This window comes from Rahnella sp. NRRL B-41462, assembly GCF_003263525.1.
Lineage (GTDB): Bacteria > Pseudomonadota > Gammaproteobacteria > Enterobacterales > Enterobacteriaceae > Rahnella > Rahnella aceris.
In genome coordinates this window covers 1-16,486 of the sequence record NZ_JYDF01000003.1, presented here as the reverse complement: position 1 = coordinate 16,486, position 16,486 = coordinate 1, and the positions used below count along the sequence as shown (strand labels likewise).

The following is a 16,486-nucleotide window of genomic DNA, read 5'->3' as shown; positions in this document are numbered from 1 at the left end:
CACTTATCCTGGCCTGTTATTTCTAACAGGCAGGACAGTGTTTCCCGGATGGAGTTAAAAAACGTAGTGGTGCAGGGAATTACTTTTCAGTGATTTCTTTCTCAGCCGCCGGTTTTTTGCCGAGATAGTTCCAGGCAACCAGTACCGCGAAGATACCGACAATCAGCGCCATGATGCCTTCCTTCGACATAAAGCGAGCCAGGTTACCCAGCAGGATGCCGATAACGCCGAAGTCCGCATCAGAGAAGGTGGCATTAGCAAAGCCCAGTGCGCCCAGTACTGGCAACAGCAGAACCGGCAGGAAGGTAATCAGCACGCCGTTGGCAAACGCACCGATCATTGCCCCGCGACGCCCGCCGGTCGCATTACCGAACACACCTGCCGTCGCACCAGTGAAGAAGTGTGGCACCACGCCCGGCAGGATCAGCACCAGATGCATTTGCCCTAACAGGAACAGTCCCACCAGACCGCCAAGGAAGCTGAACAGGAAACCGATCAGCACCGCATTCGGCGCGTACGGATACACCACCGGACAATCCAGCGCCGGACGGGCATTAGGCACCAGTTTCTCGGAGAAGCCGACGAATGCCGGAACGATTTCCGCCAGGATCAGACGCACACCCTGCAAAATGATGAACACGCCTGCCGCGAAGGTAATTGCCATGATGATGGCGTACACCAGGTAGTTCTGGCCTGCACTGTAGGTCGCCTCAACAAAGACCTGCCCCGCGAACACCGCCATAATCAGGTAAATAATAATCATGGTGAGCGAGATAGAAATGGAACTGTCACGCAGGAAACTGAGGTTTTTCGGCAGATTCATTTCTTCCGTAGAACGTGAACCTTTACCGACCTTGCTGCCTATCCAGCCCGATAAGACGTAACCAATGGTGCCGAAATGACCAAATGCCACGTCGTCGCTGCCGGTAATTTTACGCATGTAACGTTGCGCCAGCGCCGGGAAGAACGCCATGATAAGGCCCAGCGTCAGGGAACCGGTGAACACCAGTGAAACACCTTCAAAACCGGCCACCGTCAGAATAACGCTGATCATACAGGCCATATAAAACGTGTGATGACCGGTCAGAAACACATATTTAAGACGGGTGAAACGGGCCACGATCAGGTTTGCCACCATACCAAACGCCATAATTAACGCTGTCGGTGCACCGAATTTCTCCAGCGCGATGGAAACAATCGCTTCGTTATTAGGAATAATACCCTGGATATTAAAGGCGTGTTCAAACATACCGCCTAAAGGATTTAATGAGCCAACTAATACTGTTGCACCACCGCCCAATACTAAAAAGCCAAGTATTGTTTTAACCGTGCCTTTCACCACATCAGAAAAGTTTTTCTTTTGTGCCACCAGACCGATTAATGCGATGAGCCCCACCAGTATGGAAGGCACTTTTAATATATCGACCACAAACTTGAGCGTTTCCTGGATAAACATATCCACCTCGTTTGTCTATTTGTTTTATTTGTAGGGTTATTCAGTGCCGGTCAGGACACTGGATGTTTTTCAAAGTGAGCAATCAGTTTTGTTTCAAGTTCATTAATATCAATGATGTTGGTAATCACCACTAACTGGTTTTCAGGAATGCTGGCACTGGCAGCGATGTCCTTTGCCATCACGAACAGGTCGGCTTCACCCGGAATGGCTGAGGACAAATCGGAGTGCTGAACATCTGCCTGAATATTGAGTTTCTTCAGGACTTTCTTGATGTTCATTTCAACCATAAAGCTGCTGCCTAAACCGGAACCACAAATCGCCATGATTTTCATATTATTCACTTGTCCTTTATCTGTTTTTTAAACGATTAAAATATGTAGAACCGTACTCCATCTGCACATGTTAATGCATATGAATGGTCAGAATACCCTTAGATTTAAGTCGCACTCCCTTTACAATATTAAGTCAAATTAATATCGGGATATAACGTCCTGAATTTCTCTGATGGTTTTTGCCTGATGTATTTTCTGCATATCTTCTTCACTGGAAAATAATTCTGCCAGTTCAGAAATCAGTTCAATATGGCTGTGCTTATCTGCTGCCGATAACATCACCACGGTATACACCGGATCGTTATCCTCTGAATTAAACGCCACGCCGTGCGGCAGCGTCAGCAACGAGAGTCCCAACCCGTTCGCCCCTTCTTCTGGTCTGGCGTGTGGCATCGCAATGCCCGGCGCCAGAACAAAATACGGCCCCAGTTTTTCCCGTTGAGCAAAAATAGCCGTCAGGTAATCCGGGGTAATTGTCCCTTCTTTCAGCAGTGGCTCAGCGCTCACTTCCACTGCCTGCCGCCAGTCCGTGATATCCGTTCTGATCTGAATTCGTTCAGATGTCAGCCAATCATTCAGCATAGTGATGCTCCGTTTTTATTTTTAAAGATGGCCGGTCAAATTTCCCCCAGACCGCACCAACGATCCAGACTCTACTTCAGCGGTAGCGTTAACATCTGTGATACAGATCTCAAAGATAGCGCTATCAAACTTCTATCATTGAGATCTGTGATAGCGCTATCAAAAATAATCACACAGCGGTATCGCCGTCCCGTGGATCGCATAAATAACGGTATACTTTGTCGGGAAATTGCCGATAATTTACCGAATTCTGCCGTGGTTCCCGATTTACCGGTCCTGCTGCGGCCCGCTTTTTTCGCTATACCTGTGGGTATACATTTTGCGCAAGATGCGCAGTTAAGGTCAGGATCGTGAATGTCCATTAACAAGAAAAGACGCAGTACCGGAAGAGTGACGCTGGCTGATGTCGCGCAACTGGCGGGCGTGGGCAGCATGACTGTTTCCCGTGCGCTGCGCACACCCGAACAGGTCTCCGACAAGCTACGGGAGAAGATCGAAGAAGCGGTCAGTCAGCTGGGATATCTGCCCAACCAGGCCGCCAGTTCCCTGGCTTCCGCCTCCTCAAATACCATTGCGATGATTGTGCCGAGCCTTTCCGAAGCGGGCTGCGCCGAGATGTTTGCCGGGCTACAGAAAGTGCTGCAACCGGCCGGTTATCAGATCATGCTGGCGGAATCTCAACATCGTATTGAGCGGGAAGAAAAACTGCTGGAAACGCTGCTTTCCTACAATCTGGCGGCGGCGATTTTATTGTCCGTTGAACACTCCGCCAATGTACGTCAATGGCTGGATAACCTGACCATCCCGGTGCTGGAAATCGGTGCGCTGACCAATTCGCCAATCGACATGAATATCGGCATTGATTATGTCGAGGCGATGTTTCAGTTGACCCAGACGGTGGTGGCGAAGGGATATCAGAATATTGGCATGCTGTGTGCCAATCAGGAACAGTGGATTTTCCAGCAGCACCTTCAGGGTTGGCGTAAGGCCATGTTGAAAGCGCACATGTCCCCGCACCGGGTGATAAACGCCGCCGAGCCTGCCAGCTTTTCCACCGGCGCTCAGCAACTGCCGGAGTTCCTGCTTGCCTGGCCGGAAATTGACGCGCTGGTGTGTGTTTCCGACGATCTCGCCTGTGGCGCACTGTATGAATGCCAGCGCAGACGCATCAAAGTGCCAGATGAACTTGCCGTGGTCGGTTTCGGCAATGCCGATGTCAGTAAAGTATGCCAGCCGCCGCTGACCACTATTGCTATTCCGCATAAAGAAATCGGGGTGCGCGCCGCCCAGGCATTGCTGGCGAGGATTAATGACGAGGAATGGGAAGAAGTGACGATCGCTTCGTCGTTGTGCAAGCGGGAGAGTTGCTAAAAAGAGAACGGGCGATATGCGTTCGCCCGTGATGTGATTCAGATATCATCTTTCGCTGACGATTCTTCTTCATCGTTTTCTTTATTACCCGGGACAGACGCATCCGCCACAGGGGCTACGGCTTCACGGGTCAGCGGCTTACCGTGTTCTTTCTCATTGTTTCGCGTCATCCACAGAGAAAGTGCTTTCAGGGAGTCCGGCGTAAATTCATCACAACGCGCAGTGATTTCTTCCGGTGTCATCCAGCGGACGGCATCAATTTCTTCTTCCTGCAGGGCAAACGGGCCATGGGATACACAGCTAAACAATGCTCCCCATACGCGACATTTGTTCTCTTCTTCAAAGTAGAACTGACCGTGCTCTGCAAACGGCACACCGGCAATACCCAGCTCTTCCTCGGCTTCACGGCGAGCTGAATCAAGTATATTTTCACCGCTTTGCACCACACCACCGGCCGTTGCATCGAGCCAGCCCGGATAGAAATCTTTGGTTTCAGTCCGACGCTGAACCAAAATATTCCCCATTCCATCATGAACCACAATATAGCTGGCACGATGACGCAGGACCTGAGCACGCATTTGTTGTCGGCTGGCCTGGGCAATGACCTCGTTGTCTTCGTTGACGATATCAACCCACTCATCCGTACTGATGTTTTGCTCTTGTTCTGACATCCGCTGGAACCTTCTCTTTTAAGCGCTGGTCTGTGCGCAATAAGTCTGTGCGCTGTGATTTTGCAACACGTCGATAATGTCCGGAGATTCTATCTGGGTCTGCTGGGTGGCTTCAATAGCTATGGATGCGTTGATGCAACCTAAAAGCTATGTTACCCCGCAAAGTTCGCCATCAGACAAGTCCGACATAGACTTCTAAACATCTGCATTATGATACCCTACTCAATCGGATAAGAAGCTTGTGATTACCCGTTCCACATTAGCGCATCCCGCCCCGCCATTCGCGGAGAGTGATTAAAACAACGCAGGAGGCAATATGATCGATCTTTATTACGCACCAACACCGAATGGCCATAAAGTTTCTCTTTTTCTTGAAGAGAGTGGCCTGCAATACCGGCTCCACCGTATTGATATCAGCGCAGGGGAGCAATTCAAACCTGAATTCCTCGCCATTTCACCCAACAACAAAATCCCGGCCATTGTCGACAGTCAGCCCGTTGACGGCGGCACACCGGTCAGTATTTTTGAGTCTGGCGCAATTTTGCAATATCTGGCAGAAAAAACCGGAAAATTTCTCAGCAAAGAGTTGCGTGAGCGCACAGTGACACTGGAATGGCTGACCTGGCAGGTTGCCGGATTTGGCCCGATGCTGGGTCAGAACCACCACTTTACGCATTATGCGCCGCAGCCGGTGCCTTACGCCATTGAGCGTTATTTACAGGAAACTCAGCGTCTGTATGGCGTGCTGAACCGCCAGTTAGAGAAAAATGCCTATATCGCCGGGGAGAATTACAGTATCGCCGACATGGCCACTTATCCGTGGGTCGCGGCTCATGAACGCCAGCGTATTGATCTGGCTGGATACCCTGCCGTACGCAACTGGTTCGAACGGGTTAAAAGCCGCCCGGCGACACAAAAAGCCTACGCACTGGCGCAGGTTCAGTAAGCCCCTTCAGCCTGCCGGAGGTGTTCTGAATATCTCAGAATAAAAAACCCTTAACTGTGCTCCATATCGCGAGTTAATTGCGATGACTCATCTATGATTAAAGACAGTTCATCCGCGTATTCAGACAGTTAAGGATCCCGATATGAAGATCTTGATTACCGGCGCCACCGGCCTCATCGGAAGAAAATTGACCGAACGGCTTCTTGAGCAATCTCATCAGATCACCGCCCTGAGCCGTGCCCCTGAACGCGCGGCGAAAATACTCGGGTCGCAGGTTTCCGTCTGGGAAACGCTGGAAGGAAAAACCTCGCTCGACGGTTTCGATGCCGTAATTAACCTTGCCGGTGAACCCATTGCCGACAAACGCTGGACCAAAGAACACAAAGCGTTGTTATGCGAGAGCCGCTGGAAGCTGACAGAAAAGCTGGCAACGCTGATTAACGCCAGTGAAAAGCCCCCTGCCGTGTTTATCTCCGGTTCGGCGGTCGGCTATTACGGCGATCAGGGCCAGGCTCTGGTGCCTGAAGATGAGCCGCCTAACAAGCAGTTTACCTGGCAATTGTGTGCCCGCTGGGAAGCACTGGCGATGTCAGCACAAAGCGCGGCGACGCGTGTTTGTTTGCTGCGCACCGGCATCGTACTGGCTGAAAAAGGCGGTGCGCTGGCCAAAATAGTTCTGCCCTACCGCGCCGGTCTCGGTGGCCCGCTCGGTGATGGTCAGCAATACATGCCATGGATCCACATCAACGACATGATTGACGGGATTCTGTTCTTGCTGGAACACGAAACACTTTCCGGCCCGTTCAATATGGTGTCGCCGTATCCGGCGCGCAACGAGCAATTCAGTGCCCTGCTCGGCGAAGTATTGCACCGCCCGGCGTTTATGCGGGCACCCGCGCCTGTGGTGCGCTTGCTGATGGGCGAATCAGCTGTATTAGTGCTGGGTGGTCAGCGGGCAGTGCCGCGCCGGCTGGAAGCAGCAGGGTTTGTGTTTAAGCATCAGGAGTTAAAGGAAACGCTGGAGGATTTGCTGGGATGAAGGGTCTTGCAGCCCTTCACCCTGCTCAACCAGATTGGGGTCTCATAGGTACAATGGCGCGGTACTGGCGCTTTTTAAAAACTGATCGGGGGGATGTTTCGGTTTCTCAATAACTGAGATTACTTAACTTTCTGCACCGAAACCGCCCAAAGGAGGAAAGTGCTTTTCCTCCTTTGGATTCCTCCTCGCTTTTTCAACAAGCGCTTCGCTCGCTGGCTATGTTTCAGCTATCACTGCGACAGGCTGGAAATCTTGCCGCTGCGCGGTGCCTTCTCTCGGTCCTGAAGCCTTGGTCTTCAGGCCGCTCCGTTCAGCAAGATTTCTGAATCGCCCGCACGTTCTTAAATTCAAAAACAGAGAGGTTTTATCTTTTAGAAATGTTGATTGGCGTGCTCAAAAATGGCACCGAATGAACGGTTCGAGACCTATGGCTCGAAGCCTGAAATGAGGGAATCGCGGAGCGATGACATTTTGCGCCACACTCAGAACGATCAGAACATGTCCTTCGTTCCAGCGACAGCGCGCAGTGAAAAAGCGAGGGGAGTGCAGAGGGGAAAAGCCTTTCCCCTCTGCTCGGTTTCGGCGAAATATCTCGTGTGAGAACTGTTATTGAGAAACCGAAACTTTCACAATTCAATTTCCCCCCCTCAGGTTCTACTCCTTCACATCCACCTGATAAAACACATGTTTCCCAAACGGGTCCACTTCATAACCGCTCACTTCTTTGCGTACCGGTTCGAAAATGGTCGAGTGGGCGATCATCACCGCCGGTGCCTGATCGTGCATCATCTGCTGGGCCAGCTCGTAAAGCGCCACGCGTTTCGCATGATCGGTGGTTTCTTTCGCTTCGGTGATCAACTGGTCAAACGGCGCGTAACACCATTTCGCTGAGTTCGAACCGCCCTTCGCGGCATTACAGGTAAACAGCGGACCAAAGAAGTTATCCGGGTCACCGTTCGCCGTTGTCCAGCCCATCAGCGCTGCCATATGTTCGCCGTTACGGATACGGGTCTGGTATTCACCCCATTCGTAACTGACGATATGCGCTTTCACGCCAATTTTTGCCCAGTCCGCCTGGATCATTTCCGCCATACGCCGGGCGTTCGGGTTATACGGACGCTGTACCGGCATCGCCCATAAATCGATATCAAAACCGTTCGGCATCCCGGCTTCGGCCAGAAGAGCTTTGGCTTTCTCCGGTGAGTAATCGTAATCCACCAGTTTGTCGTTGTAACTCCAGACACCCGTAGGCAGCAGCGTTTTCGCGACGGTTCCCGTACCGTGGAACACCGCTTCAATGATCTGTGGTTTGTTAATGGCCATGGTCAGCGCCTGACGCACTTTCACATTATCCAGCGGCGCTTTCTGCGTATTGAACGACAGGAAACCCGTGTTCAGGCCAGCCTTGCTCATCAGGTTGATGTCTTTATTGGCGCGCATACGATCCAGATCAGCCGGATTCGGGAACGGCATCACCTGGCATTCGTTTTTCTCGAGTTTGGCGAGGCGCATTGAGGCGTCAGGCGTAATGGTATACACCAGACGGTCAATTTTAGATTTGCCCTGCCAGTAGTCCGGGAACGCTTTGTACAGCAGGCGCGTGTCTTTCTGGTACTGCACCAGCTCAAACGGCCCGGTCCCAATCGGATCCTGATCCAATTTTTCCGGCGTACCGGCTTTAAGCATCTGATCGGCATATTCCGCCGAGAGGATGGAAGCAAAATACCACGCCAGATCGGCCACGAACGGTGCTTCGGGACGTGTCAGGTTAAAGCGCACCGTGTAATCATCCACCTTATCAATGCTGCCGATAAGATCGCCCATTTTCAGGCTGTCGAAGTTAAGGTAAGTGCCGCCGGAAATTTTATGATAAGGGTTATTCTCGTCTTTCTGGCGCATGAACGAGAAGATCACGTCGTCAGCGTTGAAGTCGCGGGTGGGTTTGAACAACTTGCTGCTCTGGAATTTCACGCCTTTACGCAGGTGGAAGGTATAGGTTTTACCGTCTGCGCTGACCTCCCAGCTTTCCGCCAGACTCGGCACCAGTTCTGTAGTACCGATTTTGAAATCCACCAGACGGTTATAAATTGGCGCAGCGCTGGCATCCACGGAAGTGCCCGATGTATAAAGTTGCGGGTTGAATTGCTCAGGCGAGCCTTCGGAGCAGTAAACCAGCGTTTTAGCACAAACGCCGCTGGTGATGGTTAACGCCAGTAAACCTGTGCTTATTTTTAAGATGTTGTGTTTCATTCTTTTCCCTATTTTCCCTGTCCGGAGAGTGTTTAGATCTTCTTCATCGTGGAACCTAAAGCAAAAACAGATTAACATCTGGATAACACGTAGTAATACTTTGTTATATATGAAAATCTTATAACAGGGAACAATATTTGCGCACATTCAGAGGTTAAGATGTCGACAACAATCGCAACACAGCTTACCGAACGCTTCTACCGCTATCTCTCCGTGACATCACAAAGTGATGCCAGCGCGACGACCTTACCGAGCACGCCGGGCCAGCACGACATGGCGCGGTTGCTGGCTGAAGAACTGCATCAGCTGGGTCTGGAAAATATTCAGATCGATGAACATGCCACCGTGACGGCAGTCAAATCCGGCACCAAAAAAGGGGGGCCGCGTATCGGTTTTATCACGCATATCGATACCGTGGATGTCGGCCTGCGCCCGGATATTCATCCGCAGACATTGCGTTTTACCGGTGAGGATGTGTGTCTGAACAAGGCGCTGGATATCTGGCTGCGCCCTGCGGAACGCCCGGAAATCTTGCCTTACAAAGGTGAGGATATTATTTTCAGCGACGGCACCAGTGTGCTGGGTGCGGATAATAAAGCGGCAGTGACGGTGGTGATGACATTGCTGGAAAACCTGACGGCTGAGCAGGAATACGGCGATATCGTGGTGGCGTTTGTGCCTGACGAAGAAATTGGTCTGCGCGGTGCCAAGGCGTTGGATCTCGCCCGCTTTGATGTCGATTTTGCTTACACCATCGACTGCTGCGAACTCGGCGAAGTGGTGTATGAAAACTTCAATGCGGCAGCGGCAGAAATTACCTTCACCGGCGTGACAGCGCATCCGATGTCGGCCAAAGGCGTGCTGGTGAATCCGCTGCTGATGGCGCAGGATTTCATCAGTCATTTTGACCGCGCTGAAACCCCTGAAAACACTGAAGGCCGGGAAGGTTATATCTGGTTCAACGGCATGAGCGCTTCGCAGCAAGGCGCGGAACTGAAAGCTTCTATTCGCGATTTCGACAGCGCCAGTTTTGCCGCCCGTAAGCAGAAAATTCAGGATGTGGCGAAAGAGATAGCCGCGCAGTATCCGACAGCGAAAGTCTCAGTTGAGATCAGCGATACCTACAGCAATATCAGCAGCGCCATCGGCGAAGATCGCCGGGCGATTGACCTGATCTTTGCCGGATTGAAAGAGATTGGCGTGGAGCCGAAAGTGATCCCGATGCGTGGCGGCACCGACGGCGCAGCATTATCGGCCAAAGGATTACTGACGCCGAACTACTTTACCGGCGCGCACAATTTCCACTCGAAGTTTGAGTTCCTGCCGGTGAATTCGTTTGTGAAATCCTATGAACTGACCCTTCAGTTGTGCCTGCTGGCCGCGAAAGGTTGATTTGCTTTAAACCTTCCCCTCATGTGAGGGGAAGGCGCGTACAGATGTTACTTCAGCGCACCGGAAAGGAACTGTTGCAGACGGGCGCTTTTCGGATTGCCAAAGACTTCAGCAGGATCGCCCTGTTCTTCAATCACACCCTGATGCAGGAAGATGACATGGCTGGAGACATGACGGGCAAACTCCATCTCATGCGTTACCACCACCATGGTTTTTCCCTCTTCCGCCAGCTTTTGCATGATACGCAGCACCTCGCCGACCAGTTCAGGATCCAGCGCGGAAGTCGGCTCATCAAACAGCAGCACTTCGGGTTCCATCGCCAGCGCGCGGGCAATAGACACACGCTGTTGCTGACCGCCTGACAAGTTCACCGGATATTTACCTTGTGCGCGGGCGTCGATGCCCACTTTATCGAGGTATTTCACCGCACGTTCACGCGCTTCGGCTTTGCTCAGCCCCAGCACCTGCACCGGCGCTTCCATGACGTTTTCCAGCACCGTCATGTGGCTCCACAGGTTGAAATGCTGGAACACCATCGTCAGTTTGGTACGCAGCAGTTGCAGTTGCTTCTTATCAAACACTTTCAGCTGACCGTCGGTGTCGCGCACCATGCGGATATCCTGATTATTAACGCTGATCGAGCCTTCGCTTGGTTTCTCGAGAAAGTTAATGCAGCGCAGGAAGGTACTTTTCCCGGAACCTGATGAACCGATAATACTGATCACATCACCCGCATTGGCCGACAACGAAACACCTTTCAGCACTTCGTGGTCGCCATAGCGCTTGTGGAGATCGAGAACCGCTAATTTGTTTTCTGGCATAAAGTTATTCCGCAAAAATAATTCTTATTAATGAGCTTGGGGCTTTACGTGAGCCAGCCAGCGTTTTTCCGCCTTGCGGAACAGCCCGATCAGGACAAAAGAAACACAAAGATAAATCACTGCTGCAATCCCGAAAGCATAAAACGGCTGATACGTCGCCGAGTTGATGTCGCGGGCTATTTTCAGCACGTCCGGTACCGTGGCGGTAAATGCCAGCGCGGTGGAGTGCAACATCAGAATGACTTCATTACTGTAAGCAGGCAGCGCCGTACGTAATGCCGACGGCAAAATAATGCAGGTGTACAGTTTAAAGCGTGAGAAACCGTAGGCATTGGCCGCTTCGATTTCGCCGTGCGGTACTGCGCGGATAGCACCGGCAAAAATCTCGGTGGTGTAGGCACAGGTGTTGAGCGTCAGCGCCAGAATCGTACAGTTAAGCCCGCTGCGGAAGAAGGCATTGAGGAAGTCGGTACCACGCACGATTTCCAGGCTGTACATCCCCGAATAAAACACCAGCAACTGAACATACAGCGGCGTTCCGCGGAAAATATAGGTGTACAGCCAGATCGGATAACGCAGGAATTTGTTAGAAGACACGCGCCCCACAGCCATCGGTACCGCCAGTAATCCGCCTATCACCACGGAGCTGATCAGTAACCACAGGGTGATCGCCAGACCGGTAAAACGGTAGCCATCGCTGTAGAGCAAAGACATACCGTACTGTTGTAAAATTTCGATCATAGATCAGCCCTCTTCACACCCAGCGAATAACGGCGATCAAGCCATACCAGCACGCCGTTCGACAGCGTGGTGAAAATCAGATAAACCACTCCCGCCACAATCGCAAAATAGAACGGCTGATACGTGCCTTTCCCGGCCAGTTGCGTGGCTTTGACCACATCATTCAGACCCAGCAAGGACACCAGCGCGGTGGCTTTGAGAATAACCTGCCAGTTGTTGGCAATACCCGGCAGTGCAAAGCGCATCATGGCCGGAAATAAAATTCGTCGGAAAATCTGTGAACCGCTGAACCCGAAAGCCGTCGCAGCTTCGATTTGTCCACGCGGGACCGCCATAAACGCACCACGGAACGTCTCAGTGAAATAAGCCCCGTAGATAAAGCCCAGCGTGATAATACCGGCGCTCATCGGATCGATATCAATTTGCGTCAATCCCAGTGATTCGGTGACGCTGTTAAGCGCAATCTGCAACCCGTAGAAAATCAATAACATTAATACCAGATCAGGTACGCCGCGAATAAGCGTGGTGTAGCAACCAAAAAAACCAGACACGATCCGGTTCTTTGACAGTTTCCCGCCCGCGCCGATTAACCCTATCACCAGCGCCAGAATGACTGACGAAATCGCCAGCTCCAGTGTCACTAACGTGCCCTGGATAATTACCTGGGAATACCCATACAGCATGGTTTTTTCCTGTCTTTAGTGGATCCCTGCGCAGACAAAAAGACGGCCAGCGTCAGAACCGCAGGGAGCGGCACACCGCCCCCTTTGGCACATCTCACGACGCGTATCAGCCGCCGTAAACATCAAAGTCGAAGTATTTTTTCGCCAGTTTGTCGTAAGTCCCGTCTTTACGCATGCTGTCAAATGCCTTATTCAGTGCGTCTTTCAGGTCAGTATCCGTCTTACGCAGACCCATGCCGGTGCCCACGCCGAAGAATTTATCGTCTTTAACTGACGGGCCAGCAAACGCGTAATCTTTACCTGCAGACTGTTTCAGGAAGCCTTCGCTGCCTGCCACTTCATCCTGGAATGCCGCGTCAAGACGACCGGAAGCCAGATCCGCATAAATCAGATCCTGGTTCTGGTAAGCGACTACGTTGATGCCTTTTGGCTGCCACATCGCGTTGGCATAAGCTTCCTGAGTGGAACCCTGCAGAACGCCGACATTTTTACCTTTCAGCGCATCCAGAGTAGGCAGAACTTTAGAACCTTTAGGCGCGATCAGACGGGCGTTAGCGGCGTAAAGTTTCTCTGTGAAATCAATTTCCTGCTGGCGTTTTTCAGTGATGGATAATGAGGAAATAATCGCATCAATCTTTTTCGCTTTCAGGGACGGGATCAGCGCATCAAAATCACTTTCAACGTAAGTGCATTTAATGGCTGCACGTTTGCACATCTCGTTGGCCAGGTCGATATCAAAACCAACCAGCTTGCCGCTGGAGTCTTTTGATTCAAATGGGGCGTAAGTCGGATCAGTACCGATATTAATTGCTTTAGGCACGGCAGCAAATGCACTACCTGCACTGGCTAAGACCAGAACCAGCGGGAGAACCTTGAACAACTTTTTCATACATTAGCCTCAGTGATTATTCATCTGTTGTGGTTGTGTGTGCGTGAATGAACGTCTTTTTATAGTTTGCTGAACGATGCAAATGGCTTTTTGCCAGATTTTCTCATGCACTTTTCGTGCCGTTTCTCCGCATCGCGACTTTCCGCAGCGAGAGAGTGAAAACCGGTCAAAAAAGCATCGAGATAATGAAAGTTTTCAAAGGTCTGAGGGAAGGATAGCTGAAGGGAGGTTTAACACTGCACCCCAATGAATCAAATTGTGATCATTGTTGGTGCAATGTAACTGAAGTGCGCGAAATGAGTGCGTATTGGGACGTGAAAGTTTAACGACTGCCCTGCCATCGAACAAATAAGTCTTCCGGCAGTTCGATATCAAACTGATCAATCACCCGGTTTACCGTCTGATCGATGATATCTTCCACCGAGGCCGGACGATGATAAAACGCCGGAACCGGCGGCATAATGACAGCACCCAGTTCAGCGGCCTGGGTCATCAGCCGTAAATGGCCGAGATGCAGCGGCGTTTCACGCACACACAACACCAGACGGCGGCGCTCTTTCAACACCACGTCGGCTGCACGGGTCAGCAGACCGTCGGTGTAACTGTTTACGATGCCGGAAAGCGTTTTGATCGAGCAGGGCAAAATCACCATTCCGGCAGTTTTAAAAGAACCGGAAGAAATGCTGGCCGCGATATCGCGGGAATCATGCACCACATCGGCCAGCGCCTGAACGTCGCGTAGTGTGAGATCGGTTTCCAGTGTCATCGTCTGGCGGGCCGCATTGCTCATCACCAGATGTGTTTCGATATCAGGTACGCTCTGCAATACCTGCAAGAGCCTGACACCATAGATTGCGCCGCTGGCGCCGGAAATACCGACGATAAGTCGTTTCATGAACACTGCCTTAGAAAAATGAACCCGGACCCGGTGGTGCCAATACTGACATAAATTCAGGCATAAAAAAACGCGCCCGCCCGGTGTTCACCGGAGGGGCGCGTTTATGCGGATGTCAGCAACCGGCTAATCAGCCTTCGTTGTGCATCTCAAGGTTTTCAGCTTCCTGCTGGCCACGCAACGCCTGAGCGTCGTCATTGCGCAGGGCTTCGAGGTATTCCAGATAGTTCTGGTCAACGTCTTTGGTGACGTAAACACCGTCGAAAACTGAACATTCGAATTTCTCGATATCCATATTGTCTTCTTTCACTGCGGCGATCAGGTCGCTCAGATCCTGGAAGATCAAGGCATCAGCACCAATTATCTGGTTGATTTCACTGACTTCACGGCCATGGGCAATCAGCTCGTTCGCGCTTGGCATATCGATACCGTACACGTTCGGGAAACGAATTTCCGGTGCCGCAGAGGCCAGATAAACACGTCGCGCTCCGGCTTCACGCGCCATCTCAACAATCTGTTGAGAGGTGGTGCCACGCACGATGGAGTCATCCACCAGCAACACGTTTTTATCACGGAATTCAGCGCGGTTAGCATTCAGTTTACGGCGTACAGATTTACGGCGTTCCTGCTGGCCCGGCATGATAAAGGTACGGCCGACATAGCGGTTTTTCACAAATCCTTGACGGTACGGTTTATCCAGGATGCGAGCGATTTCCAGCGCGATATCACAGGAGGTTTCCGGGATCGGGATCACCACGTCAATATCCAGGTCTTCCCATTCACGGGCAATTTTCGCGCCCAGCTTTTCCCCCATACGAACACGGGCGCTGTAGACGGAAATTTTATCGATGAAGGAATCCGGACGCGCGAAATACACGTATTCGAACAGGCACGGATTGTACTGCGGGTTCTCGGCACACATACGGGTGAACAACTGACCTTTTTCGGTGATATACACCGCTTCACCCGGCGCAACGTCGCGCAGGAACTCAAAGCCCAGCGTATCGAGTGCCACACTCTCAGAAGCCACCATGTACTCATTACGGCCATCTTCCAGCGTACGTTTACCAATAACCAGCGGACGGATACCGTGCGGGTCACGGAACGCCAGCATGCCATGACCGATAATCATCGCCACACACGCGTAGGCACCACGGATTTTCAGATTCACTGCGGCAACCGCAGCAAAAATGTTGTCAGCTTCCAGCGGGTAATGCTGGAAACGATCCAGTTCACTCGCCAGGATATTGAGCAGGATCTCAGAATCGGACGTGGTGTTCACATGACGGCGCTGGCCTTCGAACAGGTTGCTGCGCAATTCGTGAGCATTGGTCAGGTTGCCGTTATGGGCAAGGGTAATGCCGAACGGAGAGTTGACGTAAAAGGGTTGAGCTTCTGAAGCGCTGGAACTGCCAGCCGTCGGGTAGCGCACATGGCCGATACCCATGTTGCCCTGTAAGCGTTGCATATGGCGGGCTTCGAAAACATCCTTCACCAGGCCATTCGCTTTACGTAAACGGAAGTTATTATTCGCGTCGATGGTGGTGATGCCTGCGGCATCCTGACCACGGTGTTGTAACACCGTTAACGCGTCATAAATCGACTGGTTTACCGGCATGAAACCGGCGATACCGACAATACCGCACATGTTGTCTTTTCCTCTTCAGCGCTGCCAAAACTAAATATGTTTTGGCAAGAAACTCGACGTGCTCTGCAGGTAGTCAAAGAACCACCTGATGATATAACTGAACTGTGGGATCAACTGGGATTGTTTCCAGTCTTCACTTTGCGAAAAACCGGTAAAAGTATCGAGGAAGAACAGCATCGCGGAGACAATTAACACCCCGCGCAGTGCGCCGAAGCACACACCTAACACCCTGTCAGTGCCGGACAACCCGGTTCTTTCAACCAGTGAACCAATCACATAGTTGACAATTGCACCTACGATCAACGTCGCGATGAACAAGATGGCAATTGCGATCCCGTTTCGAACTAACTCATCTTCGAAACGTGTGAAGTAGATGGCGAGGTAAGGGTAATAATGGCTGGCAACAAAAAAGGCGCAAGCCCAGGTTACCAGCGATAAAGCCTCACGAACAAAGCCACGGATCAAACTGACTAAAGCAGAAAATCCGATAACCGCAATAATGACGTAATCAATCCAGACCATTAACTATTCCAGTGTCTAATCCAGTCACATCTGCCCCGGCATCCAGTTCGCGGCGAATTCTAACAGAAAAAGAAAACGTTTGCGTAGGGGAAATCAGCCGGTCAGACAAATTAATAATAGCGATTAAAAAAACCTCAATCGCAGCATAAACCTATAAAAATCCAACCAGAGGATCTTATAGAAAAAGGGCACAAATCGCTTGTGCCCTCCGTGGTATTTTTTATGTTTTAACGACTCCCTCCCCTGCG

Annotated in this window: 16 protein-coding genes; 4 read left to right on the top strand and 12 right to left on the bottom strand. The window is 51.4% G+C overall.

Annotated elements, in window-relative coordinates; all coding sequences use genetic code 11:
* Positions 1–79: 79 nt before the first annotated feature.
* The 3 genes from UC14_RS00940 to UC14_RS00930 form a co-directional block, all read right to left on the bottom strand.
* Positions 80–1,456 (bottom strand): PTS ascorbate transporter subunit IIC, encoded by a 1,377-nt coding sequence (locus UC14_RS00940; protein WP_013574576.1) that lies wholly within the window; start codon positions 1,454–1,456, stop codon positions 80–82.
* 50 nt (positions 1,457–1,506) lie between these two features.
* On the bottom strand, positions 1,507–1,788 hold the full coding sequence (locus UC14_RS00935) for a PTS sugar transporter subunit IIB (protein WP_013574575.1): 282 nt from the start codon (positions 1,786–1,788) through the stop codon (positions 1,507–1,509).
* Between the two features lie 138 nt (positions 1,789–1,926).
* On the bottom strand, positions 1,927–2,370 hold the full coding sequence (locus UC14_RS00930) for a PTS sugar transporter subunit IIA (RefSeq protein WP_013574574.1): 444 nt from the start codon (positions 2,368–2,370) through the stop codon (positions 1,927–1,929).
* A 354-nt stretch (positions 2,371–2,724) separates the two neighbouring features.
* Here UC14_RS00930 and UC14_RS00925 point away from each other — a divergent pair, with 354 nt between their 5' ends.
* On the top strand, positions 2,725–3,741 hold the full coding sequence (locus tag UC14_RS00925) for a LacI family DNA-binding transcriptional regulator (RefSeq protein ID WP_013574573.1): 1,017 nt from the start codon (positions 2,725–2,727) through the stop codon (positions 3,739–3,741).
* 38 nt (positions 3,742–3,779) lie between these two features.
* Here the strand turns inward: UC14_RS00925 and yfcD are convergent, their stop codons facing one another.
* Entirely contained in the window at positions 3,780–4,412 is a 633-nt protein-coding gene (gene yfcD, locus UC14_RS00920) for an NUDIX hydrolase YfcD (RefSeq protein WP_112151210.1), read from the bottom strand.
* Positions 4,413–4,728: 316 nt separating this feature from the next.
* Here yfcD and yfcG point away from each other — a divergent pair, with 316 nt between their 5' ends.
* Positions 4,729–5,358: a GSH-dependent disulfide bond oxidoreductase gene (gene yfcG / locus UC14_RS00915; RefSeq protein ID WP_013574571.1), complete on the top strand. Its 630-nt coding sequence runs from the start codon at positions 4,729–4,731 to the stop codon at positions 5,356–5,358.
* 142 nt (positions 5,359–5,500) lie between these two features.
* Complete coding sequence (locus UC14_RS00910) at positions 5,501–6,397, top strand: TIGR01777 family oxidoreductase (protein ID WP_112197091.1); 897 nt, start codon at positions 5,501–5,503, stop codon at positions 6,395–6,397.
* A 654-nt stretch (positions 6,398–7,051) separates the two neighbouring features.
* Here UC14_RS00910 and UC14_RS00905 read toward each other — a convergent pair.
* On the bottom strand, positions 7,052–8,647 hold the full coding sequence (locus tag UC14_RS00905; protein WP_112197090.1) for an ABC transporter substrate-binding protein: 1,596 nt from the start codon (positions 8,645–8,647) through the stop codon (positions 7,052–7,054).
* Positions 8,648–8,806: 159 nt separating this feature from the next.
* On the opposite strand from UC14_RS00905, the gene pepT reads away from it, so the two are divergent.
* Positions 8,807–10,039: a peptidase T gene (gene pepT, locus UC14_RS00900; protein WP_112151213.1), complete on the top strand. Its 1,233-nt coding sequence runs from the start codon at positions 8,807–8,809 to the stop codon at positions 10,037–10,039.
* A gap of 47 nt (positions 10,040–10,086) precedes the next feature.
* Here the strand turns inward: pepT and hisP are convergent, their stop codons facing one another.
* The 7 genes from hisP to cvpA all read right to left on the bottom strand — a co-directional run bounded on the left by hisP (position 10,087) and on the right by cvpA (position 16,238).
* The gene (hisP, locus tag UC14_RS00895; RefSeq protein ID WP_013574567.1) at positions 10,087–10,860 is read right to left on the bottom strand and encodes a histidine ABC transporter ATP-binding protein HisP; all 774 of its coding nucleotides are present in this window, start codon (positions 10,858–10,860) and stop codon (positions 10,087–10,089) included.
* 27 nt (positions 10,861–10,887) lie between these two features.
* Positions 10,888–11,601 (bottom strand): ABC transporter permease, encoded by a 714-nt coding sequence (locus tag UC14_RS00890; protein ID WP_013574566.1) that lies wholly within the window; start codon positions 11,599–11,601, stop codon positions 10,888–10,890.
* Positions 11,598–12,284, bottom strand: a complete 687-nt coding sequence (locus UC14_RS00885; RefSeq protein ID WP_013574565.1) for a histidine ABC transporter permease HisQ — start codon at positions 12,282–12,284, stop codon at positions 11,598–11,600. Before UC14_RS00885 ends, UC14_RS00890 begins: the two co-directional genes overlap by 4 nt.
* A 106-nt stretch (positions 12,285–12,390) precedes the next feature.
* The gene (gene argT, locus UC14_RS00880) at positions 12,391–13,173 is read right to left on the bottom strand and encodes a lysine/arginine/ornithine ABC transporter substrate-binding protein ArgT (RefSeq protein WP_112197089.1); all 783 of its coding nucleotides are present in this window, start codon (positions 13,171–13,173) and stop codon (positions 12,391–12,393) included.
* A 322-nt stretch (positions 13,174–13,495) separates the two neighbouring features.
* Positions 13,496–14,068 carry a UbiX family flavin prenyltransferase gene (locus UC14_RS00875; protein ID WP_013574563.1) on the bottom strand — a complete coding sequence of 191 codons (573 nt, stop codon included), beginning with the start codon at positions 14,066–14,068 and terminating at the stop codon, positions 13,496–13,498.
* 130 nt (positions 14,069–14,198) lie between these two features.
* Positions 14,199–15,716 (bottom strand): amidophosphoribosyltransferase, encoded by a 1,518-nt coding sequence (gene purF / locus UC14_RS00870; protein ID WP_013574562.1) that lies wholly within the window; start codon positions 15,714–15,716, stop codon positions 14,199–14,201.
* A gap of 30 nt (positions 15,717–15,746) precedes the next feature.
* Positions 15,747–16,238, bottom strand: coding sequence for a colicin V production protein (gene cvpA / locus UC14_RS00865; protein ID WP_013574561.1), 492 nt, complete (start codon positions 16,236–16,238; stop codon positions 15,747–15,749).
* Positions 16,239–16,486: the final 248 nt, after the last annotated feature.